The 26,357-nt window shown below is 66.8% G+C and carries 24 protein-coding genes and 1 pseudogene; 6 read left to right on the top strand and 19 right to left on the bottom strand.

What is annotated here, in order from left to right; all coding sequences use genetic code 11:
- Window positions 1-422 precede the first annotated feature (422 nt).
- The 4 genes from MFF64_RS34075 to MFF64_RS34060 form a co-directional block, all read right to left on the bottom strand.
- Window positions 423-1,541 (bottom strand): branched-chain amino acid ABC transporter substrate-binding protein, encoded by a 1,119-nt coding sequence (locus MFF64_RS34075; protein ID WP_238193564.1) that lies wholly within the window; start codon window positions 1,539-1,541, stop codon window positions 423-425.
- 175 nt (window positions 1,542-1,716) lie between these two features.
- Window positions 1,717-3,789, bottom strand: coding sequence for a hydantoinase/oxoprolinase family protein (locus MFF64_RS34070; RefSeq protein ID WP_238193562.1), 2,073 nt, complete (start codon window positions 3,787-3,789; stop codon window positions 1,717-1,719).
- The gene (locus MFF64_RS34065; protein ID WP_238193561.1) at window positions 3,786-5,447 is read right to left on the bottom strand and encodes a hydantoinase B/oxoprolinase family protein; all 1,662 of its coding nucleotides are present in this window, start codon (window positions 5,445-5,447) and stop codon (window positions 3,786-3,788) included. The genes MFF64_RS34070 and MFF64_RS34065 overlap by 4 nt, the downstream gene beginning before the upstream one ends.
- Before the next feature lie 100 nt (window positions 5,448-5,547).
- The gene (locus tag MFF64_RS34060; protein ID WP_238193560.1) at window positions 5,548-6,471 is read right to left on the bottom strand and encodes a LysR substrate-binding domain-containing protein; all 924 of its coding nucleotides are present in this window, start codon (window positions 6,469-6,471) and stop codon (window positions 5,548-5,550) included.
- Window positions 6,472-6,616: 145 nt separating this feature from the next.
- Between MFF64_RS34060 and MFF64_RS34055 the strand changes: the two genes are divergently transcribed.
- Both MFF64_RS34055 and MFF64_RS34050 read left to right on the top strand, forming a co-directional pair.
- Entirely contained in the window at window positions 6,617-7,918 is a 1,302-nt protein-coding gene (locus tag MFF64_RS34055) for an IS701 family transposase (protein WP_238193563.1), read from the top strand.
- A 103-nt stretch (window positions 7,919-8,021) separates the two neighbouring features.
- Window positions 8,022-9,083 carry an IS630 family transposase gene (locus MFF64_RS34050; protein ID WP_238193559.1) on the top strand — a complete coding sequence of 354 codons (1,062 nt, stop codon included), beginning with the start codon at window positions 8,022-8,024 and terminating at the stop codon, window positions 9,081-9,083.
- A 1-nt stretch (window position 9,084) separates the two neighbouring features.
- Here MFF64_RS34050 and MFF64_RS34045 read toward each other — a convergent pair whose 3' ends face one another.
- The 3 genes from MFF64_RS34045 to MFF64_RS34035 all read right to left on the bottom strand — a co-directional run bounded on the left by MFF64_RS34045 (window position 9,085) and on the right by MFF64_RS34035 (window position 10,523).
- Entirely contained in the window at window positions 9,085-9,276 is a 192-nt protein-coding gene (locus MFF64_RS34045) for a hypothetical protein (RefSeq protein ID WP_099900310.1), read from the bottom strand.
- A 294-nt stretch (window positions 9,277-9,570) separates the two neighbouring features.
- Window positions 9,571-10,077: a Ros/MucR family transcriptional regulator gene (locus MFF64_RS34040; protein WP_099900312.1), complete on the bottom strand. Its 507-nt coding sequence runs from the start codon at window positions 10,075-10,077 to the stop codon at window positions 9,571-9,573.
- Window positions 10,078-10,277: 200 nt separating this feature from the next.
- Window positions 10,278-10,523 (bottom strand): hypothetical protein, encoded by a 246-nt coding sequence (locus tag MFF64_RS34035; protein WP_099900314.1) that lies wholly within the window; start codon window positions 10,521-10,523, stop codon window positions 10,278-10,280.
- A 174-nt stretch (window positions 10,524-10,697) separates the two neighbouring features.
- Here MFF64_RS34035 and MFF64_RS34030 point away from each other — a divergent pair, with 174 nt between their 5' ends.
- A complete protein-coding gene (locus MFF64_RS34030) occupies window positions 10,698-11,117 on the top strand; it encodes a hypothetical protein (protein WP_207767892.1) in 420 nt (139 codons plus the stop codon).
- 29 nt (window positions 11,118-11,146) lie between these two features.
- Window positions 11,147-11,599, top strand: a complete 453-nt coding sequence (locus tag MFF64_RS34025) for a hypothetical protein (RefSeq protein ID WP_099900316.1) — start codon at window positions 11,147-11,149, stop codon at window positions 11,597-11,599.
- A gap of 147 nt (window positions 11,600-11,746) precedes the next feature.
- Here the strand turns inward: MFF64_RS34025 and MFF64_RS34020 are convergent, their stop codons facing one another.
- Both MFF64_RS34020 and MFF64_RS34015 read right to left on the bottom strand, forming a co-directional pair.
- Window positions 11,747-11,956, bottom strand: a complete 210-nt coding sequence (locus MFF64_RS34020; RefSeq protein WP_099900318.1) for a hypothetical protein — start codon at window positions 11,954-11,956, stop codon at window positions 11,747-11,749.
- Window positions 11,957-12,593: 637 nt separating this feature from the next.
- Entirely contained in the window at window positions 12,594-12,824 is a 231-nt protein-coding gene (locus tag MFF64_RS34015; RefSeq protein ID WP_238193558.1) for a hypothetical protein, read from the bottom strand.
- Window positions 12,825-13,188: 364 nt separating this feature from the next.
- Here MFF64_RS34015 and MFF64_RS34010 point away from each other — a divergent pair, with 364 nt between their 5' ends.
- On the top strand, window positions 13,189-13,326 hold the full coding sequence (locus MFF64_RS34010; RefSeq protein ID WP_165795719.1) for a hypothetical protein: 138 nt from the start codon (window positions 13,189-13,191) through the stop codon (window positions 13,324-13,326).
- 323 nt (window positions 13,327-13,649) lie between these two features.
- On the opposite strand, the gene MFF64_RS34005 is transcribed toward MFF64_RS34010, so the two are convergent.
- The 10 genes and pseudogenes from MFF64_RS34005 to MFF64_RS33965 form a co-directional block, all read right to left on the bottom strand.
- Window positions 13,650-14,225: an NAD(P)-dependent oxidoreductase gene (locus MFF64_RS34005; protein WP_369010729.1), complete on the bottom strand. Its 576-nt coding sequence runs from the start codon at window positions 14,223-14,225 to the stop codon at window positions 13,650-13,652.
- Window positions 14,222-14,437: pseudogene (locus MFF64_RS38265) on the bottom strand (glycerate dehydrogenase); the annotation flags it as partial. The gene MFF64_RS34005 and the pseudogene MFF64_RS38265, both read right to left, overlap by 4 nt.
- Before the next feature lie 487 nt (window positions 14,438-14,924).
- On the bottom strand, window positions 14,925-16,808 hold the full coding sequence (locus tag MFF64_RS34000; protein WP_238193557.1) for a TRAP transporter large permease: 1,884 nt from the start codon (window positions 16,806-16,808) through the stop codon (window positions 14,925-14,927).
- A 114-nt stretch (window positions 16,809-16,922) separates the two neighbouring features.
- A complete protein-coding gene (locus MFF64_RS33995; protein WP_099901729.1) occupies window positions 16,923-18,425 on the bottom strand; it encodes an aldehyde dehydrogenase in 1,503 nt (500 codons plus the stop codon).
- A 40-nt stretch (window positions 18,426-18,465) separates the two neighbouring features.
- Entirely contained in the window at window positions 18,466-19,392 is a 927-nt protein-coding gene (locus tag MFF64_RS33990; protein ID WP_238193556.1) for a hydroxymethylglutaryl-CoA lyase, read from the bottom strand.
- A 2-nt stretch (window positions 19,393-19,394) separates the two neighbouring features.
- Window positions 19,395-20,558, bottom strand: coding sequence for an iron-containing alcohol dehydrogenase (locus MFF64_RS33985; protein WP_099900846.1), 1,164 nt, complete (start codon window positions 20,556-20,558; stop codon window positions 19,395-19,397).
- A gap of 49 nt (window positions 20,559-20,607) precedes the next feature.
- Window positions 20,608-21,816, bottom strand: coding sequence for a CaiB/BaiF CoA transferase family protein (locus tag MFF64_RS33980; RefSeq protein ID WP_238193555.1), 1,209 nt, complete (start codon window positions 21,814-21,816; stop codon window positions 20,608-20,610).
- On the bottom strand, window positions 21,813-22,484 hold the full coding sequence (locus MFF64_RS33975; RefSeq protein WP_099900504.1) for a GntR family transcriptional regulator: 672 nt from the start codon (window positions 22,482-22,484) through the stop codon (window positions 21,813-21,815). Before MFF64_RS33975 ends, MFF64_RS33980 begins: the two co-directional genes overlap by 4 nt.
- Before the next feature lie 153 nt (window positions 22,485-22,637).
- On the bottom strand, window positions 22,638-23,621 hold the full coding sequence (locus MFF64_RS33970) for a TRAP transporter substrate-binding protein (RefSeq protein WP_238193554.1): 984 nt from the start codon (window positions 23,619-23,621) through the stop codon (window positions 22,638-22,640).
- Window positions 23,622-24,886: 1,265 nt separating this feature from the next.
- The gene (locus MFF64_RS33965) at window positions 24,887-25,204 is read right to left on the bottom strand and encodes a hypothetical protein (RefSeq protein ID WP_207767974.1); all 318 of its coding nucleotides are present in this window, start codon (window positions 25,202-25,204) and stop codon (window positions 24,887-24,889) included.
- A 515-nt stretch (window positions 25,205-25,719) separates the two neighbouring features.
- On the opposite strand from MFF64_RS33965, the gene MFF64_RS33955 reads away from it, so the two are divergent.
- Complete coding sequence (locus MFF64_RS33955) at window positions 25,720-26,175, top strand: lysozyme inhibitor LprI family protein (RefSeq protein WP_238193553.1); 456 nt, start codon at window positions 25,720-25,722, stop codon at window positions 26,173-26,175.
- Window positions 26,176-26,357 lie beyond the last annotated feature (182 nt).

The following is a 26,357-nucleotide window of genomic DNA, read 5'->3' as shown; positions in this document are numbered from 1 at the left end:
CAGTGCCTCCGTTCCTGAGGCCCGCAGCCTGTCTCAAATCATCTGACGACGGACACTGGTTGCCGATGCTCCCAGCTTTGCCCAGCGCATTCGGATCGGGCCCAGCGGCGTGGATGTCAATGACGGACGAGGCTATCCCGGGGAGCGCAACGAGCGCTGCAACTGCCGCCCGATCCGGGAGCCCCTGCCGCACCCTCGAGGGAAAGATGCAGCGCTGGAGCCGACTCGCTGCCAATGCGTCGGAGAGGTTCGGATCGCAGTCTACCGAGATCGCGGCCCGACCGATGGTGTGTCGGCCGCGGCGCGAGAGACGTCCGAACCTTGAACCCAGCGCCATCCAGAGGAGCCGCTGGCCGGGGTCCGCGGCTCGGTGGTGATTGCTCGCCAGGTCCCTGCGTGCCGCATCGCAAGGCCCTGCACCGTCATTCGGCCGGGGTGAAGCGACCGCCGGCCCAGCGATACAAGATGTATCCTGGCGCGGTGATGTCGCCTTTGGCGTCGAAACCGATCTGTCCGAACACAGTGTCGAAGCGGCCGGACTTCAAAGCGGACGCGACCGCCTTGGGATCGGCCGATTTCGCCGCACGGGCGGCATCGGCCACGACATGCACGGCTGTGTAGCCGTAGAGGGTGAAGCCTTCGGGATCGATGCCGCGGGCCTTAAAGCTCTCGACGATGTCCTTCGCTTCCGGGCGACGGCGCGCATCCGGGTTGAACGTCATCAGCACGCCGTCGGCGGCGGGGCCGGCGATCGAGGCGAACTCCGTGCTGGCGATCCCGGATGTGCCGATCCACTGCCCCTTGTAGCCCTGGTCCGCGGATTGGCGCACAAGGGCACCCATCTCCTGGTGGTAGCCGCCGAAATAGGCCACGGCGATACCCGCAGACTTCAGGCGCGTGATCACGGCACTGTAGTCGCGCTCACCCGGGGTGATCGCGTTGAACAGGGTTTCCTTAACGCCGAGCTTGGTCAGACCGGCCTTCGTCGCGTCAGCGAGCCCGCGCCCGAAGGGCTGGCCGTCGTGCAGGATGGCGACCTTCTGGCCAGTGAAGCGCTCAGCGATCACGCGGGCGGCGAGATCGCCCTGCTGGTCGTCGCGGCCGCAGACCCGGAAGATGCCGGGAAGACCTCGCTCCGTCAGGCGCCCGACATTGGCCGAGGGCGTGATCATCAGGTCGCCGTTCTCGGCGTAGACCTCCGACGCGGCCATCGTGGCGCCCGAACAAACGTGCCCGACCACGAGGCGGACCTTGTTCTGCAGGAAGCGGTTGGCGACGGAGACTGCCTGCTTGGGGTCGCAGGCATCGTCCTGGATGTCGAGGACGACCTTCTGGCCTTCAATGCCGCCGCGCTCGTTTACGTCCTTAACTGCGGCGTTGACGCCGTTGAGCACCTGATCGCCGATCGAGGCGACCGGACCGGTGCGCGGCAGCGCGACGCCGATCACGACGTCGGCCCGGACCGTGGTCGTGGTCACGAGCGCGGCCGAGGTCAGGAGCGCGGCGCTCAAGGAGAGGGCGGTAAGGGTCGGCTTGCTCATCGTCCTCGCTCGCTGATCGGAACTCGGCACCGTCACCGTCGGGCCCGCTCCTGCAGACGCGATGGCCGCGGCAAAAGCCAATACGGTCTCGATATCTGATTATTCGGCTCGCCCTATGATGGTCAGACGGTGGCTCGTCTGCGCAATCCGGCGGCAGCCGCCGATGCTGGTCCGGTCAGGCGTTGCACCGGACCCGGATGTCCAGCCATCCGAACGCGTGGACGGTCAGCGTGTCGCCGTCGCCGATCACCACCGTCGTCGTCTCAGCCTCAATGATCGCCGGCCCCGGCAGAACCATGCCGGAGGGCAGCGACGCGAAGGCGTAGACCGGCACCTCGCGCCACGTGCCGAAGAAGGCCCGGCGACTGCGCAGGGGAGCGACCGGACCTGGCTTGGCTGGACTTGGTGCGGCGGGGGAGGACGCCAGTTGTGGCGGCTCGACCGCGCCCACCGCCACGACGCGCGCGTTGACAAGCACGACCTCCTGGCCGGGCGAGGCGTAGGTGTAGAGCTCCTCGTGGCGGCGATGGAATCGCGCCTCCAGCTCCTTCACGGCATCGCGCGCAGCGAGGTCGAGGCCGTCGAGGGACACCTCGATCTCGAAGATCTGCTCGCCGTAGCGCATCTCGGCGACGCGCTCGACGCGGATCGCGCCGTCGAACCAGACGGCGAGACGCGCCGTCGCCTCCTCCTCAAGCGGAGCGAAGATCAACGCGAGGGCCGCGGGGTCGAGGGAGGCGAGGTCGCCGAGATGGCTGCGCGCGACCTCGTAGCGAAGATCGCCGTTGAGCATGCCCCAGGCCGAGAGGACCGACGCCATGGCCGGCACGAGGACGCGCTCCATCTCCATCTCGCGCGCGACCTCGACGGCGTGCAGCCCGGCCGCCCCGCCGAAGGACAGAAGCGCGAAGCGGCGCGGGTCGACGCCGCGGCGCAGGGTCATCAGGCGGATGCCGTCGGCCATCTTGAGGTTAATGAGGCGGTAGATGCCCGCGGCGGCCTCGTCGCGGGTCGTGCTGAGACGCGCAGCGAGCGCGTCCATCGCCGCGGCGCAGGCCTCCGCGTCGAGCCGGCGGCGGCCGCCGAGGAAGTGCTCGGCGTCGAGGTAGCCGAGGATCAGATTCGCATCGGTCACGGTCGGGCTCTGCCCGCCCTGGCCGTAACAGACCGGCCCCGGACGCGCGCCGGCGCTCTGAGGCCCAACCTGGAGGATGCCGGCCGCGTCGAGCCGCGCGATCGAGCCGCCCCCGGCCCCGACGCTGATGATGTCGAGGCTGCGCAAGGCGATGCGCTCGCCGGCGAGCCCCCGGTCGGCCGAGAGGGCGATGCTCCCGCCCTCGAGGAGCGACACGTCTGTCGAGGTGCCGCCCATGTCGAACGGGATGAGGTCCGGGGCACCTTTAAGCGCCGCCACCCGGCGGCTTCCGGCGACGCCGCCCGCCGGTCCCGAGAGCACGGTGGCCGCCGCGAGGCGCGCCGCCTCTGCGAGGGGCGCCACGCCGCCCTGCGAGAGGATGATGAACAGCGACCCCTCGAAGCGGATGGCCGCGAGGCGCCGCGCCAGGCTCTCGAGGTAGCGCCGCACCGCTGGCCCCACATAGGCGTTCACCACGGCCGTGGAGACGCGCTCGTATTCCTTGATCTGCGGGAGGACGTTGCTCGACAGCGAGACGTAGGCCTCCGGCATCAGGGCGGCGAGACGCTCCGCCGTGCGGCGCTCGTGGGCGGCGTTGCGGTAGCTGTGCAGGTAGCAGACCGCGACCGCCTCCACCCCCGCCTCCTTGAGCCGGAGGATCTCCGCATCAAGAGCGGCCTCTTCGAGATCGGTCACGACGGCGCCGTCATGGCCGATCCGCTCCGGCACGGCCCGACGCAGGTCGCGCGGGACGAGCGGCTCGGGCGGCGGCAGGAGGAGATTGTAGCGCTCGGGCTTCAACCCCTCGCGCATTTCCAGGATGTCGCGATGGCCCCTTGTGGTGAGGAGGCCGGTGCGCGCGCCCTTGCGCTCGAGGAGCGCGTTAGTCGCGACCGTGGTGCCGTGGACGATGCGGGCGGTCCGGGCGAGCAGGCCCGGCAGGTCTAGTCCGAGGCGCTCGGCGAGTTCGCTGAGGCCCGTCATGACGCCGACGGACTGGTCCTCCGGCGTGGAGGGCGTCTTGAGGAAGGTCAGGGCACCGGCCGCATCGACGCAGGCCAGGTCGGTGAAGGTGCCGCCGACGTCGATGCCGATGCGATAGCGGTCGCTCATTCCTGACCTCCCGCATGACCACCCTGGGTCAGCTCCCGCGTGAGATCGCAGGCCTGCGCCTCGGGCGCCCGTTCCTCGGGCCGGCCCCAGCCGCCACCGCCGCCTGAGCGGACCTCCAGGCGGTCGCCGGCGGCAATCTCGATGCCGAATTCCTTCGTGCGCAGGGGCCGGGACGATCCTTGCGAGACGAGGCGGTAGTCATGAGGGGCGCCGTCCCGCCCGCCGAGCAGGCCGGCAGCACCGTGGCGGGCGCCCTCGCCGGCGGTATGCGCGTAAGCCGGGACTTCTACCACGAGGTCCATGGCCGTGCCGAGACCGCCGCGGTGGCGCCCCTCGCCGCCGGACCCCGCCCGGAACTCGTGCCTGTCGAAGCGCAAGGGGAAGCGGGCCTCCGCCACCTCGATGCTGCCGAATTTGATGCCGCCGACGGAATGCCACTCGCCGGCCCCGGACCAGCCATCCCCCGCGGGCGACGCGCCGCCGCCAGGCCGGGCGTGGAACATGTGCCAGATGAAGCGCTTGCCAGTGCGGGGATTGTCGCCCGTGACCGAGATGCGGAAGCGGCGGCTCCAGCCGGCCATCGCGCGCTCGGGGCAGGCGGCGCTCAGCGCCTTGACGATCGCCTCGACGATCTCATTGGCGGGATGCGTGGTGCAGAGCGTGACCGGCAGGTGGTCGTCCGCCCACACCACGCTCCCCTTACGCAGGGTGACTGAGAGCGGCCGGAACGCGCCGTCGTTCTTCGGGATGTCCGGATCGATGAGGTAGGCGAAGGCCATCGCCACCGCGGCCTGCGTGTTGGCGTGCGAGGAATTGGCGAAGCTCGCCGATTGCGGGTCGCTCTCGCTCAGGTCGACCGAGAGATCGCTACCCCGCTTGGTCACGGTGGCCACGATGCGCACGTCCTCGCGGCCGCGCCCGTCGTCATCGAGGAGGGCCTCGCCGCGATAGGTGCCGTCCGCCCAGCCGGAGACCACCGCGCGGGCCTGCCGCTCGGCCCCGTCGAGGACGGCCTCAACGGCCTGCTCGACCCTCTCCGCCCCGATCTCGCGAAAGAGCCGCTCGATCCGCCTCTCGCCGAGATGCGCCGCCCCGATCATCGCCGCGAGATCACCGCGGAAGTCGCGGGGGAAGCGCACGTTGAGCGCGATGAGGTCAAGCACGTCTGTGCGCAGGCGCCCGGCCTCGTAGAGCTTGAGAGGCGGGATCCGCAGGCCCTCCTGCCAGATCTCGGTCGCGGCCGGGTTGTAGGCGCCATGCGTGGCGCCGCCGATATCGCCCATATGGGCGCGGACCACGGTCCAATAGCGCCGCACACCTTCGCCGAAGACCGGCACGAACGCCGTGACGTCCGGCAGGTGCGATCCGCCCGTGGTCGGATCGTTGAGCAGGATCACGTCGCCGGGCTCGATCGTTCCGGTGAATGCCGCTTCCACCGCGCGCACAGCCCAGGGCAGGGCGCCGACATGGACGGGGATGTGGTCGGCTTGCGCGATCAGCCGGCTCCGCGTGTCGCAGATCGCGATCGAGAAGTCGCGGCTGGCATTGAGAATTTGCGAGTAGGAGGTGCGCAGCATCGCCTCCCCCATCTCCTCGACGACGGAGGAGAGGCGGTGCTGCACGACGGACGTCGTGATGGGGTCGAGCGGCTTCGCCACGGTCCGGGTCCCTGCCTCGGGCGTCGCCTCGCCCGCCGGTCGGACCTGCCTAGCAAGCCCCCGGAAATCGCGTCCAATACGGCTTCGATATGGAATTATCTCAGCGCCCGCCGTGGTCGGCTGGGTCTTCGTCGTGGAGGGAAGCCGTTCGCGCGGCGTCGAAGACGGCGAGGAGCTCGGCCACGAGCGGGGTCACGCGCGCCGCGATCCAAACGGCGTAGAGGTCGACGAAACAAGGATCGTCGAGAAGCGGCCGGAAGGCGACGCCGGGCAGCGCGAGGCGGCGGGCGGAGCGCGGGACCAGGGCGAAGCCGTAAGAAGCGGCGACGAGCGCGAGCATCGTCGTCATCTGCGCAGCGGACAGCGTGACGGCGGGAGCATAACCGGCCGTCCGGCACAGGTGGATGATGAGATCGTGGAACCCGGGGGCTTCCGCCGGATCGAAGATGACGAGGGCGGTCCCGTTCAGGTCGGCCAGGGAGACCGCCGCCGACGCCGCCAGGGGGTGGGAATCCGGCAGGGCGACGATGAAGGGCTCGCGGTGGACGAGCCGCGCGCTCAAGCGGTCGTCCAGGATCGGGGGACGGACGAAGCCAACATGGATGTCGCCGCGCCCGAGCGCCGCCCCCTGATCGGGCGAGGACATCTCCCGGAGGGCGATCTGCGCCTGTGGGCAGCGCGTGCGGAAGGCGTCGAGCACCGGTGGCAGGTAGTCGAGGGCGGCCGAGCCGGTGGCGCCGACGACGATCTGTCCGCCCTCGCCTCGCCCCACCCGCTGCGTCGCGGTGCGCGCCCGGCTCACGTGGTGCAGGATCTGGCGCGCCTCTCGGAGCAGGACGGTGCCGGCCTGCGTGAGTGCGATGGGTCGCGTGCTGCGGTCGAACAGGACCACCCCCAGCTCGTCTTCCAGCGCCTTGATCTGCTGGGACAAGGGCGGTTGCGCCATGTTCAGGGCCTCGGCCGCGCGCCCGAAATGCCGCTGCTCGGCGAGAGTCACGAAGTAGCGCAGGTGGCGCAGATCCATGCTGTCCCTCGTTCTGGGCTGGGCGCGAGCCGCGCCGCGGCACTAGCCGCTGATACACGTCCTGGGCCGAAGGTGTGACAGGATCGGCCGACAGATACTCGCATGGCGGCTTCGCATGCCACGGCGATAGACGTAGGTGATCGCGATGTCGGATGCGGGCGGATGGCGTGACGATCTGGATCGATGGCTGCAGCCGTTCCTGGCTGGTCTGTCGCATCCGGCACGCCGGGCGATGTGCCCACTCTACGTGGCCGGGCTCATCGGCCTGGGTGATCGCAAGAGCGTCCAGCCGATGGCGGACCGGGCCGATGGGGTTTCTTACGACCGGCTGCACCACTTCATCGCGGCCGGGATCTGGGATGAGGCTCCGCTGCAGCGGGCGCTGCTCGGCGAGGCCGATCGCCTCGTCGGCGGTGTGGATGCGATCCTGGTCGTCGACGACACCGCGTTGCCGAAGAAGGGCAATCGCTCGGTCGGGGTGGCACCGCAATACGCCACGACGCTGGGCAAGACCACCAACTGCCAGACGTTGGTGTCGCTGACGCTGGCGCGCGGCGAGGTGCCGGTGGCGGTCGGCCTGGCGCTGTTCCTGCCCGAAACCTGGACGAGCAACCTGCACCGGATGACCAGGGCCGGTGTTCCTGAGGACCGGCGCGAAGCCCGCACCAAGCTGGAGATCGCCGTCGCGGAGATCGACCGGGTCCGGGAGGGGGGCGTGCGCTTCCGCTGCGTGCTGGCCGATGCGGGTTATGGGTCCGCCCCGTTCCGGCAGGCCCTGAACGCGCGTGGCCTGACCTGGGCTGTCGGGATCTCGGGGCGCAGCAAGGTCTATCCGGCCGACGTGACGACGATCTTCCCCGTCGCGGGGCGCGGACGACCGCGCAAGCGTCACGTGCCGGATCAGGTCTCGGTCGCAGCCGAGACGATCCTGGCAGACATGACCGGCCGGGTGGTGACCTGGCGGCACGGTACCAAGGGTCGGCTGCGGGGCCGCTTCTGCGCGTTGCGCGTCCGGATGGCCGATGGTCCGACCCAGCGGATCGGCACAAAAGGTAACCAGCACCTGCCGGGAGACGAGGTCTGGCTGGTGCGCGAGGAGCGCGGCTCGGGCGAGCGCAAATACTACCTCACGAACCTCCCCGCCGACGCGACCCTCAAGCAGCTGGCCGCAACGATCAAGGCGCGCTGGATCTGCGAGCAGGCGCACCAGCAGATGAAGGAGGAACTCGGCCTCGACCACTTCGAGGGCCGCTCCTGGACCGGACTGCATCGCCACGCGTTGATGACGATGATGGCCTACGCCTTCCTCCAATCCCGGCGCCTCGCAGCGACGGGACGGAAAAAAAAGAAGCGCCTGCCCACCGCCCCAGCCCTCGATGCCGGCCATCCGCCAAGCCATCCTGGACCATCTCAGCCGGCCATCGCCGCAGCGATGCCCGCATTGTGATGCCGCCCTCAACCAGCCACCTTGAGGACATTCTGCCAAAGTAGCTAGTGCACTGACGCATTCGGAAGGTTCAGACATGGCGTGAGGCGTGCGAGTCTGAGGGATGGCTCAGACTGTCTGCGTGATCCTCACCGAAGCCGAGAAGACGCGGCTGCGCGCGATCAGCGAAGATCGTGCTCGCCCCTTCAAGCACATGCAGCGCGCCCGCATCGTCCTGCTCTCCGCCGAGCGCCTTCCCGTGCTGGAGATCGCCCACCAGGCCGGCGTCAGCCGAACCGCCGTCTGGCGCTGGCAGCAGCGCTTCGCGGAAGAAGGCGTCGAGGGCCTGCTGCGCGACAAGACCCGTCCGCCCGGCAAGCCGCCTCACTCCACCAGCACCGTCGCCGAGGTGCTGGCGCTGACCTGCTCCGAGCCGCCGGGTGAGGTCACCCATTGGACCGGTCGCGCGGTTGCTGCCGCGACCGGCATCTCGCTGCGCTCAGTCCAGCGCATCTGGCAGGAGCATCGCCTGCAGCCGCACCGCGTGCGCACCTTCAAGCGCTCCACCGATCCTGCCTTCGCCGAGAAGGTGGAAGACCTCGTCGGCCTCTACATGGACCCGCCTCGCCATGCGGTGGTGCTGTCGGTGGACGAGAAGAGCCAGATCCAGGCCCTCGAACGCGCCCGGCCCGACCGCCCGCTCGCCGCAGGACGACCGGCGACCCGCACCCACGACTATGTTCGCCACAGCACCACGACGCTGTTTGCGGCGCTCAATGTGCTGGAGGGCACGGTGATCGGCCGCTGCATGCAGCGTCACCGCCACGAGGAGTTCCTGCGCTTCCTCAACGCCGTCGAGGCGGCGGTGCCGGCCGGCAAGGTCATCCATGTGGTGCTCGACAATTACCGCACCCACACCCACGCGAAGGTCCGAGCATGGCTCTCGCGCCACCCGCGCTGGGTGTTCCACTTCACCCCGACCTCGGCTTCGTGGCTCAACGCCGTCGAAGGCTTCTTCTCGGCACTGTCGCGTCGGCGGCTGCGACGCGGCACGTTCACCGGGATCGTCGACCTGCAGGCGGCGATCAGGCGCTACATCGCCGAGCACAACGAGAGGCCCAGGCCCTTCGTCTGGACCAAACCCGCCGCCGCCATTCTCAACAGCCAGGCTGCACCTTCCGTCTGAGTCAGTGCACTAGCGCGCGGTTGGCCGCCGCCATTCCGCCGGCGATGCGCTCGATCTGGGCGCGGTTGGCATCAGTAACCGGGATGCCCTGCCGCTCGGCGTCCGCGAGCATCTGCTGCGCCCGCGTAGCAGCGTCGTAGGCCTCGCCGTTGCGCCCGAGAAGGCGGTTCGCAATCTCAGGTTTGGCGCTCATCAGCAGACTCCTGAAACGAAGAAGGCCCCCGGAGTGGGGGCCTTGGCGGAGAGGCTGAAGTGGAGAGTGAGCTGGCGGGGCAGCGGCGGCGATCGACGCTGGGCGAGGGAGGGTGGTCGTTGGTGCATTGATAGGCTCCGTGGCTCACGTCGATCAGCGCCAGTGCGGCGCGCCGGTCAACCGACCAACAAAAGCACCATTGCATAAAAATAAAGACAAATCAATATTTTTCCCGATGATATGATAGTTAGCAGCGCTGATGCTATTGCACGCGGCGCCGTCTAAATTGCCTTATTATGAATTAGCCGTAGATTTCGTCTTGCGCGGCTGGCCGGGCCTCGCTGTCTTCTCAGTTACCTTGGCATCCGGTGCAGCGGCCTTGCTGAGGGCGGCACGCTCCGCCCTGCGCTGACCGAGTCCAGAGTTCTTCGCAAGTTCGGATCGCTGTTTGGCGTAGTTTGCTGCCACCATCGGGTAGTCGCGCGGCAGCCCCCACTTCTCGCGGTACTGCTCTGGCGTGAGGCCCTGCCCGGAGAGATGGCGCTTGAGCGTCTTGTACGGTTTGCCATCCTCGAGCGAGATGATGTGGCTGGGCGTCACCGTCTTGCGGATCGGGATAGGTGGTGTGGGCTTCTCAGGCTCGGCGGGGGGGGGGCTGCTGACGCTCTGCAGGGCAGCATGCACTGACGCAATCAAATCGGGCAGTGCAGAGGGCTGAACGACGTTGTTGGCCACATAGGCTGCGATGATCTCGCCGGTGCGCCCGACTGGATTAGCTGCCGAGTTCTCCGTTTCGCTCATCTGTCTTCTCCCGATCGAGAACGACCGATTGGGCGCAGAGAACTCGAGCAGCGTCAATACCGTAAGCGATGCGCTTGCGGTTAAAACGAATGTTAGTCAACATGCCTATGCCGATGTTGGTAGGCAAAATTTGCAGACCTCGTGCCGCTTGTGAGGCGCGCTCTCGTTCTGATCAAGTCGTGGACTCCAAGCGATCACCCTTATTCACCCGACGCCACTTCCTTGACGCCAAGCCAGTCTGCGGCCTCCTCGAAACTCGAAAAGGTGTAGGTCTGATCCGAGAATGGTGTGGGTCGCTTTATACGTGGGGTCGCCTCGAGCAATTCGACGTACCACTTCGATAATGCACGTCCTCGCCCGGGCTCATGCACCAGGCTGGCGATGATGCTGCCGTCCAGGTCGACGCCATAGCTCCCAGAGGCGAGACGCGTGAGCGTGTAGGTCATTAGGGTCTCCCGTGGACGGGGGCCTGCCCCACCTCGTCGCGAGCCATTGGGCCTGCGATCCTGTCGCGGCAGGCGTCTTCGCAACATGGTTAATGCTTCGTTGCCGTTCACGGCTCGTTCCCGTTGTGGAAAAACCGCGAAGCCGCCACTGCTACGCTTGAAGCGGAGCCAATCATGTACCTGCGAGCGGGAGAGCGGCTGCGCCTGACCTTGTCGGGCGCGGGGTGCCGCACTGTGGTCAGTCTGAACACCTACGCGGTCACGCAACCGGCGATCGAGGGCCTGGATCCGTCCGAGGACGGCTTCAGCTACGACGTGACCCCCTGGCTGCAGCCGGGCGGCAACGTTCTGACGGTCGTGCTGATCGGACCAGTCGCTGAGCTGTCGTTCCGGCTGATGGCGGAGCACGGTGGGCAGGTGCAGCTCCTGCTGGATGAGGCAGAGCTTCTGCCGCTGGTAGCCCACTGGCGGCTGTGGACTACGACGATCGTGCTCGCGGCGTCCGCGCATCCTTCAGCGATCCCCATCGAGCGGGAACTCGTGTGGCAGGGCGGCGTCCAGGGCACCGACGCCTGTCCCACCCTCACTGCGTGATCTGGACGGAGTGGGAGACACGAACCCCAATGCCGACGACTAAGCGCCAACTCGCGGGTGCGCTCCTGACCGGCGGTCATATCACTGAGCGCGACCGACTCGCGGCCTTCATCCACGACGAGGCGACGGTGTTCGCTGCCAACCCGTTCCCGTCCACCACGGCCGGCGCTGCTCACCAGCGTTGGGGACTGCGCGAGATCGAGTTCCGCGCCATGGAGGTCGCCTCGGCGGGGCTGTCCTGCTTGCTTTCGGCCTTGGCACGCCTGCCGAACGGTGAACCGCTGCGCCAGGAGATCCTGCGAGCCGGCAGCCACAGCCTGTACCTCTTCCATCATGGTGACGGCTGCCGGATCGTCGGGGCCGTGCTGCATGGAAAACCGCGCCAGGAGCTGCCGCAGTTCAGGCCTTCGCCGAAACCACGCGGACGACCGCGGCGCTCGCCGAACACGCAGCAACTCGACCTCTTCGGGATGCAGCCCTGAGCGTCGTCGCTACGCCTGCCATCGACGTCGTCACAACCGTGATTGTGCTACCGCTGCGCCAGACTCCCGGGGACCTGGTCGGGGTCTGTAATTGCAGACCTCAGCGTGAACGTCAGCGAGGTCTGACGCCTGTGGCTCCCAACTGGATCAAACCCCCGCGCCCGTAACGGTCCGAGCCTCGACCTGAAGCTCCTCGAGCGAGACCTCGTCGCCGTCCGAGGTCGACACACGCACCTTGTAGCCGTGGCTCTGAAGGTCTTCGACCTTCTGCAGAGCGTTGGCAGCCAAGGCGGCCTTCTCGGTAACGGTGGGCCGCTCGGTGTTCGAGAGGTTCGCACCAGCGATGATGTAGCCCATCGATCCTCCTTGGCGTCCAACGAGCCCGAGCGCGACAATGGCCTTTCGCTCCTGCGGTGCTCAAACGCAAGAAGCCCCGTCACACCGGGCCGGCACGACGAGACTCCCAGCGACGGGCGGGGGCTGCCGGTCGATGGAAGCGTGACGGCAACATAGCTAATGATTCGTTGTCGTCTTACGCACGTTATGGTTGAAAATATCCCGTGAAGGAAGCAATCTCGGCTGCAAAGCGAGGGCACGCATGCAAATCCGAGCTGGGGAAAGGCTGCGCCTGACGATGTCAGGGGCGGGAAATCGTATTATCGTTAGCCTCAACACGTTCGCGGTCACTGAGCCGGCGGTCGAAGGTCTGGATCCTTCTCGCGACGGCTTCACCTACGACGTTACGTCCTGGTTGAGGCCTGGTCAGAACATTCTCACCGTCGTGCTAATCGGATCGACAGCCATGCCGCCCTTTCGGTTGGTGGCCGAGCGTGCCGGACGCTCCCTCCTCCTGCTCGACGAGACGGAGTTCCTCCCTGCGGCGACACCGTGGCGACTGTGGGCTACCACGATCGAGCTGTCCTCGACGATCCGACCGGCATGACTCGGTGAACGGAGCTGGGAAGAGCCTAAGTGGCGCTGGGTGTCGAATATATTAACCCAGGTCGGGAGGCTTGGGCAGATCATGACGAACCGTCCAGATCAGGATGTCGCGCTCATCGCTCAACATGCCGATCCCAGCCTGTCCGGCTAGAACCTGATTGATGCGGGCTTCAACTTGCGCAACAGCTTCTGTCGTGGTCCTGACGGTGAGCCACTCTCTATGAGTGTCCATGCCGCCGATCGTGGTCCGGCGGTGGAAGATCCGCAGCCGGAATTTCAGCATCAAACACCTCCTGATCTAGCTCGATGGTGAGCAAGAATTGAAACGTCGACGCTATCTTAAAGCAAGTCCGTTCGGATGTTCACAGGAATGGCAACCTGCTTCGCGTCGTTTGTTGAGACCAAGCCTGAGCTGATGCGAGAGCGAAGCCGTCCAGAGTATGGCGGATGCCGGGAGCGTCGCTCGACCCTGGTGCTCCGCTGACAGCACTACAGCTAAATCCTTGTGGCTCTCACCAATTCATCTCAAGCAATCAACAAATACAACCTTAAGTACATTGCCTCGTCGATGCCAAAATCGACCCATTTAACAAACCAAAATTGCTATATCTCACAGATACATAAGGGATCATCTCATCGAGAGGGGGTTGGAGCGCTACAAGGCCTATGTCGCCCTCGGTCACGAGATGACGGACTCGGCGGCCGTCCTGAAGCTCTACGAAGCCGAGGCTGCCGCCCGGTCCTCTCCTGCTCGAGCGATGTGGACGGCCGGCGAGGATGCTTGAGCGGCGATCGGGCCGTCCGTTCCGGCCGGGGAGGGCGGGAGAGCGGTCGAAGTCCGGAACTGGTGCCTGCTCCTCGCCTCGGGCCGTGCAGGCCGAGCCCGTTTGCCATGACTGGGTAGCGCTCCGGCCCCAGACGGCCAAGCCCACCTGGATCGCCGGAAGGGAGGCGAGCCCGGCGAAGAGGTTCGACCGTCGAACCCGATCTCCCGGGCTTCGCCGCACGCTACCTGCGGCACCGGCACGCTGCGGACCACTCTGTCCGTTGGCATGGGCGATCGGCAGCCCTCGTGGAGGACGCACCCGCGCGCCGATGCAAGACCTGCTCAGTTCTCGACCACGTTCCGCGGCCTGCCGGCCACGAAGGCCTCGACGATGTCGACGAGTTGGTCGGCCAGGGCTTGCATCGCCTGCTTGCTCGCCCAGGCCACGTGTGGCGTGACGATCAGGTTCGGTAGGTCCGCCTCGCACAGGATGTTGCCTGCCTTGGGCGGCTCCTGCATCACCACGTCGATCCCCGCACCGGCGATGGCACCGCTCTCAAGCGCGGCCAGCAATGCGACCTCGTCGACCAATCCGCCGCGAGCCGTGTTGATGAGGATAGCGCTGGATTTCATGCTAGCGAGCTGTGCGGCCCCGATCATGCCCGCCGTTTCAGGCGTCAGCGGCACGTGGAGCGTGATGACATCCGACTGGCTCAGCAGCGTCTCCAGGTCCACGAGGCCGTCCTGCGGAAAGACGTCGTAGGCCAGGACGTCCATGCCCAGCGCCGCAGCGCGCCTGGCGATCGCCTTGCCGAGTGCGCCGTAGCCGATGATGCCGAGCGTCGATCCGGCGACATCGTAGATCGGGTAGTCGAAGTAGCAGAATTGGGTCGACCGCGCCCAGTCGCCGCGCCGCACCGAATTCGCGTAGGCACGATAGCGCGCCGCAAGGCGAAGATGAGCCCGACCACGTGCTCGGGGACAGTGTTGGCCGCGTAGTCGCGAACGTTGACGACGGTGATGCCGCGCGCTCTAGCTTCGGCCCCGTCGACCACGTCCGTGCCCGTGGCCGCCACGGCGATCAGCTTGAGATCCGGCAGCATTTTCAGGACTTCGGACCGCAACGGCACCTTGTTGATGATCGCGATCTCGGCTCCCTCGAGCCGCGCGATCGTCTCCTGCGGCGTTCCCGTTGCTCGATTTATTGGTGCGGAAAGCTGAATGGCCGCATCGTCGCATCAAGCAATTCGCGGTCGAGAAACACGATTTCCTTGGCCATCTTCTACTCTTGACGATTTCGATCTAAAGCATTTCCCCACGATATGGACACCGGACCGTCGTAGACAATGCATTAGGGTTGAAAGTGTGAGGCCGCGTCTTGTCACGACATCGGGGCACACGACAGTGGCAGGCGTCGTATTGGTGGGTGGCGACCTGTCGTGAGGCACTCCCCGTTCCCGTTCGCATGGCGGCGTCAGCGGATCGCGATCCGGGAATGGATGACGTCACGATGCAGCGGCGGTCGTCCGGTCCGGGAGCGAAGGATCTGGCGCAGGCAGGATCGGCGACATCTGGAAGCGACCTTTCCGACATCGCCGGGATGAGACCTCCCCGGCCTCACGCGGCAAGGAAGCCGATCGAGATCCACGGCACCAGGATCACCACCGCGAGGCCGACCAGCAGCGCCAGCATGTAGCCGACGATCGGCCGGATGCCCGCATCCGGATGGATCCGGCTGATCGCGCAGGCCGCGTAGTAGCCGACGCCGAAGGGCGGCGCGAACAGGCCGACGCCCATCGCCAGGATCACCACCATCGCGTAGTGCACCTCGTGCACTCCGACCTGGCGGGCGATCGGGAAGAGCAGCGGGCCGAACAGCACGATCGCCGGGATGCCCTCCAGCACCGAGCCGAGGATCACGAAGGCCACCGCTGAGACGACCAGGAAGCCGAGCGCCCCGCCGGGCAGGCTCTTCATCATCACGGCGAGGCTCTGCGAGAACCCCGACTGCGTCAGCGCCCAGGCCATGCCGGTCGCCGCCCCGATGATCAGCAGGATCGCGCCCGAGAGCGAGGCGGTCGAGACCAGCATCGGGTAGACCCGGCGCCAGTCGAACTGGCGGTAGATCAGCAGGCCGGCGAGGATCGCGTAGACGATGCCGATGGTCGAGACTTCCGTGGCGGTCGCCACGCCCTCGACCACGGCGGCGCGGATGACGAAGGGCAGCGCCAGTGCCGGGAAGGCGATGACGAGCGCGCGGCCGATCTCGCCCTTGGAGGCGCGCTTGACGTGGCTCAGATTCTCGCCGCGGTAGCGCCACCACACCAGCAGGCAGAGCGTGATGCCGAGCACGACGCCTGGCATCAGGCCTCCGGTGAAGAGCGCGGTGATCGACACGCCGGTCACCGACCCGATGGTGATGAGCACCAGGGAGGGCGGAATGGTCTCGGTCTGCGCGCCGGTGGCGGCCAGCAGCGCGACGAGGTCGCCCTCCTTGGCGCCGCGCTTCTTCATCTCGGGGAAGAGCACGGGCGCCACCGCCGCCATGTCGGCGGCCTTGGAGCCCGAAATCCCTGAGACCAGGTACATCGCGCCGACCAGCACGTAGTGCAGGCCGCCGCGGACGTGGCCGAGCAGGCTGGCGAGAAAGCCCACCATGGCCTTGGCCATGCCGGTCATCTCGATGAGCAGGCCGAGGAAGACGAAGAGCGGTACGGCGAGCAGGATGAGGTGGCTCATCCCCTCGTCCATGCGCCCGACCACCACCATGGCGGGGGCCCGCGTTGTCAGCATCAGGTAGCCGAAGGTGGCGAGCCCGAATGCGAAGGCGATCGGCACCCCGGTGAAGACGAGCGCGCCGACCCCCAGCACGAAGAAGATCAGCAGGTTCCAGTTGCCCAGCGTGCGCAGGGTCGGCTCGGCCAGCATCAGGGCGGCGATGATGAGGCCGGTGAGCGCGACCGCGCCGACCGCGTGGCGCCAGTCGGCACATTCGATGAGGCGCAATGCCGCCACGACCAGCATCAGGGCGAAGCCGACCGGCAGGGCCGCGGCGCGCCAGGCATTGGTAATCTCGAGCGCCGGCGTCTGGACGAAGGCCTCCTCAGCGGCGAACTCGTAGGCCGGATGCAGCAGCATCAGCACGAAGGCGAGGCCGGCGGCGAGCGCCACCGCCTCCAGGAAGGCCTGGGTCTTCACCGAGGCCATGCTGACGAGCGCCGTCATGCGCATGTGCTCGGCACGGCGATAGGCGACGACCGAGCCCAGCATGGCGAGCCACAGGAACAGGATCGAGGCGAGCTCGTCCGACCAGACGATGGGGGCGTGGAAGACGTAGCGGCTGACCACGCCGGCGAGCAGCACCACGATCTCGGCCACTACCAGGAGGGCGGCGGGTATCTCGATCAGCGGGCCCAACGCGTTGTCGAGCGTGCGCGCCCAGGTGCGCTTGGCCGACGCCGCCCGCAGGGCAGGCGCCTCATCCGCAAGTTCGAGTTGCATGTCGTCCTCCCTGAAGCCACCCCCTCCGACACAGCATCCGGAAAACCGGATCTGATCAGGACAGTCGGCGTTTGTTGTTCACAGTCGAGGCGAAAGGCAGAGCTGGTGGCCGGCTCAGACCTTGATGACGAAAGGATCCTGGATCTCGCTGCTTAGCTCGCACCAGACGCTCTTAGTCTGGAGGTACTGGTCGATCGCGTGGATGCCGTTCTGCCGGCCGAGGCCGCTGTCCTTGTAACCGCCGAACGGGGAGTTGAAGGCCATCGCCCGGTAGGTGTTGATCCACACCGTACCCGCCTGGAGCGTGCGAGCCATGGTGTGGGCTCGGGTGAGATCCCGCGTCCAGACGCCGGCCGCGAGGCCGAACGGCGTGTCGTTCGCCGCCGCCACCACCTCGCTCTCGTCGTCGAAGGGGATGACGCCGAGGACCGGCCCGAAGACCTCTTCCCGCAGGAGACAGTTCCCGGCCGAGAGGTTGTGCAGGATCGTGGGCGAGAAGAAGTAGCCCTCGGGAAATTCCGGTACGGATGCGCGCTCGCCGCCGACCAGGATCTCGGCGCCATCGGCGAGGGCGCGCCGCACCATCGTCTCGTCCTTCGCGAGCTGGGTCGCGGTCGCCACCGGTCCCATCTGGGTGGACGGCTTCATGGGATCGCCCAGGACGATGCGGCCGGCCCGGGCGACGAGCCTGTCCACGAAGCGCTCGTAGATCGGCCGCTGGATGTAGGCCCGCGATCCCGCCACACAGGTCTGCCCCGCCGCCGCGAAGATGCCCGCGAGCACGCCGGCCTCGGCCCGGTCTAGATCGGCATCCGCGAAGACGATGTTCGGGCTCTTGCCGCCCAGCTCGAGCACGGTGCTGACCAGCCGCTTGCCGGCCGCCGCCGCGATGGCGCGACCGCCCGCGTCGCCGCCCGTGAAGTTGATCTTCGCCACCTTGGGATGGTCGACGAGGGCCTCGCCCGCTCCCCGCAAGCCCGTCACCACGTTGATCACACCGGAGGGAATACCGGCCTCCTCGGCCAGGCGAGCGAGTTCGACGGCGGAGGCGGAGGTGACCTCGGAGGGCTTGATGACGACGGTGTTGCCCGCGGCCAGAACCGGCGAGAGGGCCATGATCGTCAGGAAGGTCGGGGAGTTCCAGGGTACGATGACGGCGACGACGCCGAGCGGTTCGCGCAGCGTGTAGTTGAACACGCTGGTGCGATCGTGCGGAACGACGGTGCCCTCGACCTTGTCCGCGAGACCGCCGAAGTAATACAGCCAGTCCTGCACGAGGCGGGCCTGGGTGTGCATCTCGGCGTAGAGCTTGCCGTTCTGGGCCGTCTCGAGAGCGGCGATGCGGTCGGCATGCTCCGCGATCTTGTCGCCCCATCTCATCATCAGGCGCCCGCGACGGGTGGGCGACAGGCGTCCCCAGGGACCGTCCAGGGCGGATGCGGCCGCCCCGACGGCGGCGTCGACGTCGGCGGCCGAGGAATCGGCGAACGTGCCCCAGACTTGGCCGGTCGTCGGGTTGAACGACTGGAACGTGCGTCCATCCGCGGCCGGCGCGTCGCGACCGCCGATGAAATTCGCATAGACGTTGCGCGCATCATGCGCGAGCGAGAAGGTCATGAGGGTCACTCTGCGAGGGGAGGGATCGACGGCGTGGCTGTCAGGCGCCCGAGGGAGCGAACTCGGGCGAGGCGCATCGCTGGGCGACGCGCCAGACCGCGCTGTCGAGGGGCGTGCCGCGCCACTGCGCGAGGTGGCGGTCGCCTGCCATGAGGGCCGCCTGGTCGAGGCCGGTGCGCACGCCCATCGCCTCCAGCATGGACACGACGTCCTCGGTCGCGACGTTGCCGGTCGCGCCGGGCGCGTAGGGGCAGCCACCGAGACCGCCGATGGCGGTGTCGAAGTGGACGATGCCGGCCTGCAGCCCGGCCAGGGTGTTGGCCAGGGCACAGCCGCGGGTGTTGTGCAGGTGCAGCTCGAACACAATTCCGGGGAAGCGCGCGATCAGCCCCCGCGACAGCCGGTCGACCTGCACCGGGTCGGCGACGCCAATCGTGTCGCACAGACCGATCCGCTCGCAGCCGCCCTCGACGAGCCGCGCCACGATGGCGTAGATGCGCTCCTCCGGCACCGCCCCCTCGAAGGGGCAACCGAACACCGTCGACAGTGAGATCCGCCGCAGCAATCCGTCCGCTCCCGCCGCGGCGTGCAGGTCGAGGATCTCCGAAAGCGACTCCTCGGTCGAGCGGTTGAGGTTGCGCCGGTTGTGGCCGTCCGTCGCCGAGAAGACGAAGGTCATGCCGGCAATGCCAGCGCGCTGCGCCCGCTCCATGCCACGCTTGTTGGGGATGAGCGCGTAGGCTCTGACCGGCAGGTGGCGGGTCGCCCGCACGACCTCCTCGGCATCGGCGAGGTTCGGGATCCAGGACGGATGAGTGAAGGAGGTCACCTCGATCTCGCGGAGACCGGACGCCGCCAGCTGCTCGATCAGCCCGACCTTCTCCTCGGTCGGCATGAAGCGGGCTTCGTTCTGGAGGCCGTCGCGGGGACCGACCTCGGTGATGTGGGCGAAGGCGGGCAGCTGCATCGTCATGCCTCCGGCTTGAAGGCGCGGCCGAGGATGTCCATCAGGCCCTCGTAGGTGACGTCGCGCGGGTTCGGACGGATCTGGCGGAAATTCGTCAGGCCGTCGCGGGCGAGCGCATCCATGGCGCTGCGGGGAACCGCGAGATCGTCGAGATGCACCGGGATGCCGACGTCGCGCGACAGGGCCTCGACCGCGAGGACCGCCCGCTCTGCGCCCTCGCGGACGGAGAGGTGGGCGACCGTCTCGCCGAGCGCCGCCGCGACGTCACGGTAGCGGGGCAGCGCCGCAACGAGGTTCCAGCGCATCACGTGGGGAAGCAGGACAGCATTGGCGATGCCGTGCGGAATGTTGAACTGCCCGCCCAGCGGCATCGCCAGCCCGTGCACCATCCCGGTCGCGGCGCTGCCGAAGGCGTAGCCGGCATAGAGGCTCGCCGTCAGCATCGCCTCGCGCGCCCCGATGTTCTGGCCGTTGTGAACCGCCGTCCGCAGGTTCTCGCCGATCAGGCGGATCGCCTTGAGGGCGAAGTCGTCGGTCATCGGCTGGGCGAAGCGCGAGACGTAGGCCTCGATCGCGTGCGTCAGGGCATCCATGCCGGTCGCGGCTGTCACCGAGGCCGGCAGTCCGAGCGTCAGCTCGGGATCGAGGAGCGCCGTGTCGGCGAGCAGGTAACGGCTGACGATGCCCTTCTTGGTATTCTGCGCCTTGAGGCTGAGCACCGCGACGTTCGTCACCTCGCTGCCCGTGCCGGCGGTCGTCGGGATGATGATCTTCGGCACGCCCGGCGCCCCGACCTTGTCGATGCCGAGGTAATCCTCGACGTTGCCCGGGTTGGTGGCCATCACCGAGGCGCACTTGGCGGTGTCGATGGCGCTGCCGCCGCCGAGGCCGACGATGAGGTCGCATCCGAGCGCCCGCACGCGGTCGGCGCAGGCGACCACCGTCTCGATGCTCGGATCCGGCTCGACCTCCGAGAAGACCTCGACCTCGCGTCCCGCCAGCAGGTCGAGCGCACGTCCGGCGATGCCGGCCTTAACGAGACCAGGATCGGTGACCAGCAGGATCTTGCGCTGGCCGAAGCGGTCGACCTCGTCGGGAAGCTGGTTCAGGGCGCCGCTCCCATGCACTAGGCGCTGGATGGCGGTGAAGATCGCGATGTCTGACACGGGCTGACTTCCGTTGGGATTCGATTCTGGCGGTGGCGCCGTGACGGGATCAGATCACGCCGTCGGCCTGGAGCTGGGCGATGTCCTCCGGGCTCAGGCCGAGCCGCTCGGACAGGACCTCGTGCGTGTGGCACCCGAGCGAGGGACCCGCCCACTGCACCGCACCGGGGGTCTCGGACAGCCGGGGCGTCACGCCCTGCATCGTGAGGCGGCCGTATTCCTCGGACTCGACCTCCACGACCGCGCCGCGCGCGCGAAAGTGAGGGTCCTGCACGATGCCGGCGGCGTCGTTGAGCGGGCCGGCCGGGACGGCGGCCCGCTTGAGGATGGCGAGGAGTTCCGCGAGCGGGAGGGTTTGCGTCCAGGCGGCGACGAGATCGTCGAGCTCCTCCTGGTGAGCGCCGCGGGCGCGGTGGGTCGCGTAGCGCGGGTCGGCGGCGAGCTCGGGCTTGCCCATGGCCTCCGACAGGCGCTTGAAGATCGCGTCCCCGTTGCCGCCGATGATCACCCACTGCCCGTCGCCCGTCGGGTAGAGGTTGGACGGCGCGATGCCCGGTAACCGCGTGCCGGTCCGCTGGCGCAGCGAGCCCGTCGCGCTGTATTCCGACAGGACGCTCTCCTGCACCGCCAGCACGGCATCGGTGATGCCGACATCCACCACCTGCCCCTTGCCGGTCCTGCGGCGGGCCTCGAGCGCGGCCACCGTCCCGAGGGCGGCGAAGACGCCGGCCAGGGAGTCGCCGATCGACAATCCGGCACGGGGCGGCGGCCGGTCCGGGAAGCCGGCGAGCGCGCGCAAGCCCGCCATCGCCTCGGCGATCGCGCCGAAGCCGACGTCGCGGCTGTAGGGACCCGTCTGCCCGAAACCCGAGACCCGCGCGACGATCAGGCCGGGATTGGTGGTCCACAGGTCGTCCGGTCCGAGGCCCCACTTCTCCAGCGTCCCGGGCCGGAAGTTCTCGACCAGGATGTCGGCCTCGCCGAGCAGGGCACGCGCGATCTCCTGGCCTTTCCCGGTACGCAGGTCGAGCGTCAGGCTGCGCTTGTTGCGGGCGATGACCGGCCACCACAGCGATTTGCCGTCGAGCTGGACGGCGCCCCACTGGCGCATCACGTCGCCGGATTGCGGCGGCTCGATCTTGACGACGTCGGCCCCGAGATCGGCGAGGAGCTGGCCGCAATACGGGCCGGCGATGAACGAGCCCACCTCGATGACGCGGATTCCGGAAAGCGCGCCGGAGTTCGGAATTTGGGTCATGATGCCTTTCCCACGACGGAGAATCCCCGGACCTGATGCGAGGGCACGTCCGTGAGCCTGCTGCCGATGTTGCGTGAGCGCACGCCGTCGATGTGGCTTGCGATCGCCGCGACGGCTTCATCGACGCGGCCCTCGCGGATGAAGTTCAGGATGACGTGATGCTCGTCCCAGGACCGGTCGCGGCCCTCCACCGTCCAGACCTCGAGCCACCGCGCGCGAGACAGGCGGATCATCAGGTCCTCGACGGCGCGGATGTAGAAGCCGTTATTCGTCAATCGCGCGAGCTCGACGTGGAAGTCGGAGCCGACGCGGTGCCACGCCGCGCGCGAGGAATCGTCCTTGCAGGACGCGAGGATCTCCTCGATGACCGCGATGTCCGCCGGCTGAGCCCGCGCGCAGGCGAGCTTCACCACCTCGACCTCGATCACCTGGCGGAACTCGATCGCCTGCTCGAGCTCGTCGAGCGAGATCGGCGTGACGATCCAGCTTCGCTCTTCCCGGGCGACGAGGCCGTCCGTCTCGAGCCGCGCCAGGGCGGCGCGGATCGGGGTGCGCGAGCCGGAGAAGCGGCTCTCCAGGGACCGCTCGCTGAACCGCTCACCCGGCGCCATCTTCAGCGACAGGATGGAATCCCGCAGCTGTTCGTAGATCGCCGTCATCTGCGACATGACTTCGTCTCCCTCGACCTGCGGCAGCATGGTCGCGCCGCCGCAGCGAACCGAGCCCCACGAGCAATCGCCCGGCGCCGATGTGTCCGGCACGATGCCGCCGCCGACGCCGTCGAGCCTGCGAACGGAACACGATCCCGAAGTGGCAGGATCCTACAGGGGACCGACGACATCCTGCAGCTTATTCCAGAGCTCGTCGCCGAACTTGGCCTGCCAGCTCTTGTAGAAACCGCTCTTGCCGAGTGTGTCTCGGAATGCCGCGCGGTCGACATCGACGAATGTGATGCCCTTGGTCTGCAGGTCTGCGCGCAACGTGTTGCTGAGCTTGACGACGTCCTGCCGCTGCTCGATCGCCGATCGGTCGATCTCCTTCACGACGATGTCGCGCAGGTTCGCGGGCAGGCCAGCGAAGGAGCGGCGATTGCCGACGACCCAGAACCCGTCCCAGACGTGGTCCGTCATTGAGATGCTGTTCTGCACCTCGTAGAGTTTCGTGGTATAGATCAAGGGAAGGGCGTTTTCCTGCCCCTCGACGATCTTCGTCTGCAAGGCGGAGTAGACCTCGTTGAAGTTGATCGGCGTCGGGCTGGCACCGAGCGATTGGAACAGGGAGGTCAGCATCGGCGCCACCGGCACGCGGATTTTGAAGCCCTTGATGCTGTCTGGACTGGTGATCTTCCGCGTCGAGGAACTGACCTGCCTGAAGCCGTTGTTCCAGATCTTGTCGGTGACGAATAGGCCGGATTTGACGATCTGTGCGCGGACGTGGTCGCCAAAGGCACCGTCCATCGCCTTCCAGACATGGTCGTAGTCGGGAAAGGCGAACCCCGTGTTCAGCATCCCGCAGGACGGAACCAGAGTCGCGAGCACGGACGACGAGATGTTGAGGATCTCGATCCCGCCGCTGCGAGCCTGCGAGATGAGATCCGTATCCGAGCCGAGCTGATTGGCCGGAAACAGGTTGATCTCGACACGGCCGCCAGTCGCTTCACGGATCCGGGCGATCGCCTCGGCGGCACGCAGGTTGACCGGATGGGTCGGGTCCTGGCCGGTCGCGTACTTCAAGACGAACTCGGCGCTTCTGGCGCGCGACGAGCCGATCGATACCAGCGGAAGTGCTGCGAGACCGGACAGCACCCGCCGCCTCGATGGCGTGTTCGTATTCTCTGTTGTCACGAGGATTCCTCCCAATCGTTCTGTTTGTCGGTCGACGGCGCACGATATCGACCGCAGCCAAGCTGAACTCGATCGTCGTCCTCCGGCCGAGGTGCAAGAGACATGACGCACGGCAACCGAATCCGCTTCTCGGGGAGCCTGGGACGCCTCGATCGCGGTATCCAGCCTGGGATACCAATCGGTATCCCTCTCGCGAGAGGTTCGTCAAGATCTCACATCGGGGTGATCGGACGGCGATGTCCCGCGCACCTTTGGATCCGGCGCGCACCGGCCACACGGCCTGAATGCGGTTAGCAGGGCACTTCATCCAAAGCGTTCACCCGACAATTGGAGTCGCGGAGAGGATCCCGACCGGCAGCGACGATGCGCTCCGGTCGCGTCGAGAGATCCGGTGCGCAGCTTCGGCTCGGTTAGGTCGGCGGGAACCCATCCCAACGAAATCAACGGCCTACCTGGGCTTCCCAAGTGCTTATAGCATCCGCGCTGAACAACGCCAAGGTGTACTACTGCTTATTGTTGAAAGCGGATCTTCCGTATGCGCCCTATGAGAGTCCGCTGAGGGTCCAGGCTGTGTGAAAACTCGGGCGTGCATCAAAATTTTAGAACAATCTTCCACACCCCGTCGCCCGATCATCCCGCATGGCCGCCTGTACGCCATCGGGTATGCCATTGCGACGGGTGTACTGGTGCTACTCAGGGGCTCCTGAGAAAATCCTTCTACCACCCCTGCGTTTTCACACAGTCTCGGTCGGGAGCAGCGGCTCAACACCAATCGCTCCAACGTTCGCTCATTGCGCCAGCTGGCTGCGTTCACCGGAGTGTGACCGCAGCAACCGCCGTTATCGATCACGCGCGCTTCCGTTTAACGGAAATCGTCAGCGGCGGGCTCGCTGACCCGGCCACTCGGCGGCCAGGAGCGACCTTGTAGCTCCCAGCAGGCGATCTAGCGCGTTCCTAGCGCAGCTGAAAAAAAGCTCTGCCGGATCAGCAGGGCAGGGGGCTTTCAGCTCAGATCATAATCCTTGTGTCGGGGGTTCAAATCCCTCCTCCGCTACCACCCGTTTAGCCCGCTTGTTCAACGACTTCGCGGGCTTTTTCGTGCCCGCTAGTCTGTTGAAACGTGTTGCAATCACTCGCAACATGGGTGGAGGTTTTACAATAGGTTACGCCGGGCCCTCGGCAGCTCCATGCAACACGGGCGCAACACGAGATCGACGCTAGGCATGTCACGTGGAGGGCGCGTCGTGCTTATCTCCCCAACGTTTCCGTGGCCGGCCGATCACGACGTCGATCCCCTCAATGATGATCGAATGAATGGACCGGCCGTGGTCGTGGGCAGTTGCCACCAGGGCGTCGTAGCGGGCCTGGTCGAGGTAGACGGTCTGGCGGTTCGCCACCTCGCGAGACTTCTTCGGCCGCCCGCCCTTGTTGCGGGGCTTGGGCTCTGGGTCTCGGGAGCTTTGTTCAGCGGTGTCGGTTCGCCAGGCCGCCGGGTGCTGAACCGCTTCATTGACATGGGTTGCCTCCGACGGCGTGAGAATCACACCTGCGGCGGCATCGTCCCATGATCTTCCGGGGATAACCAAACTCGCCCGGGGCCTCGGTGGTCTAACGTGGACAGAGATCGATCAGCCGCCAGCGAGGACAAGCGGACGTGCTTGATAGGCGTCCGGTCGCTCGACGCCGCCGATCGCCCTACATGCCAGCTTCGGCCGGAGCATGCGCATGTCGACCAGCGATCCAGATCCGACGAAACCCACCGTCGACCCCGCAGCTGAGGGCGCCCGCGCTCGCCATTAGGGTAGGCCGAGGGAAGCCCGCCCTTACCCGCTCGAAAGCAAGGAGCTCGGAGAGTGGATGGAGGGCTATGACGGTCGCGTGCAAGGCGCCGGGCCTGATTTGCCGACGGATCCGACGTGAGGCGGGCTTCCATGGGCCTGTGACAAGACCGTGATTCGAAGCCGTCGCGGCCGGAGGCGATCCGGGAGGCGCTGGCGGAGCATCTGAAGGCGAAGGGCTATCTGAAGTGAGCTTCCGAGTATCGCTTGCGTCGGTCCTAGTGCTGGCCGTGTCCTGTGCTCAAGAAGCTTCGGCGCAGGAGGTGCGTGACTTTCCCACCGACGACCCTACGCTTAAGCCTCGGCAGTACAGGATCTCCGAGTACCTGAGATCTTGCGGCAAAGATGATTTATCGAGCGTAGAGCGATCTATTTGCCTCGCCGATACGGCTAAGAAACTCAAGTTCACTCTTCGGAGTGAATTGCAGCGACAAGCCGCTGACGCTGCCGAGATAGAAGCGCAAGAACCGGTAGGTGGCAAGACTGGGCTGGAGCGAGCGCAGATCATCAAACGCAACAATGCTCGCACACAAAAGGCGTGGGAGGCCTACTTCAAAGCCACATGCGATGCGATCGCGGAAGAGTGGGAAATTGGTGGAGGCAACGGCGGGGCGATCACCACTGGCCGCTGCATGGTTCGTCTGCTTGTGCAGCGGATCAACGAAATCCGCGGTTAATTAGACAGCTGCTTGCCTGGATATGGCGGATGGCGCACTTTGCGGCCAGGTCGGCATGACCGGGAAGCTACGCGCTGAACTCGAAACCTCTGGCATCACCTTAATCAAAAAGAATGGTTAGGGTCTAATACCGCCGCACCTTCGAACGGACGCGTTCGAAGGTGCAAGGCAAGCCCGAATGG

It is taken from the genome of Methylobacterium frigidaeris, assembly GCF_022179185.1.
Classification (GTDB): domain Bacteria; phylum Pseudomonadota; class Alphaproteobacteria; order Rhizobiales; family Beijerinckiaceae; genus Methylobacterium; species Methylobacterium frigidaeris.
The sequence above is the reverse complement of the archived record's forward strand: the minus strand, read 5'-3'. Positions and strand labels throughout refer to the sequence as shown.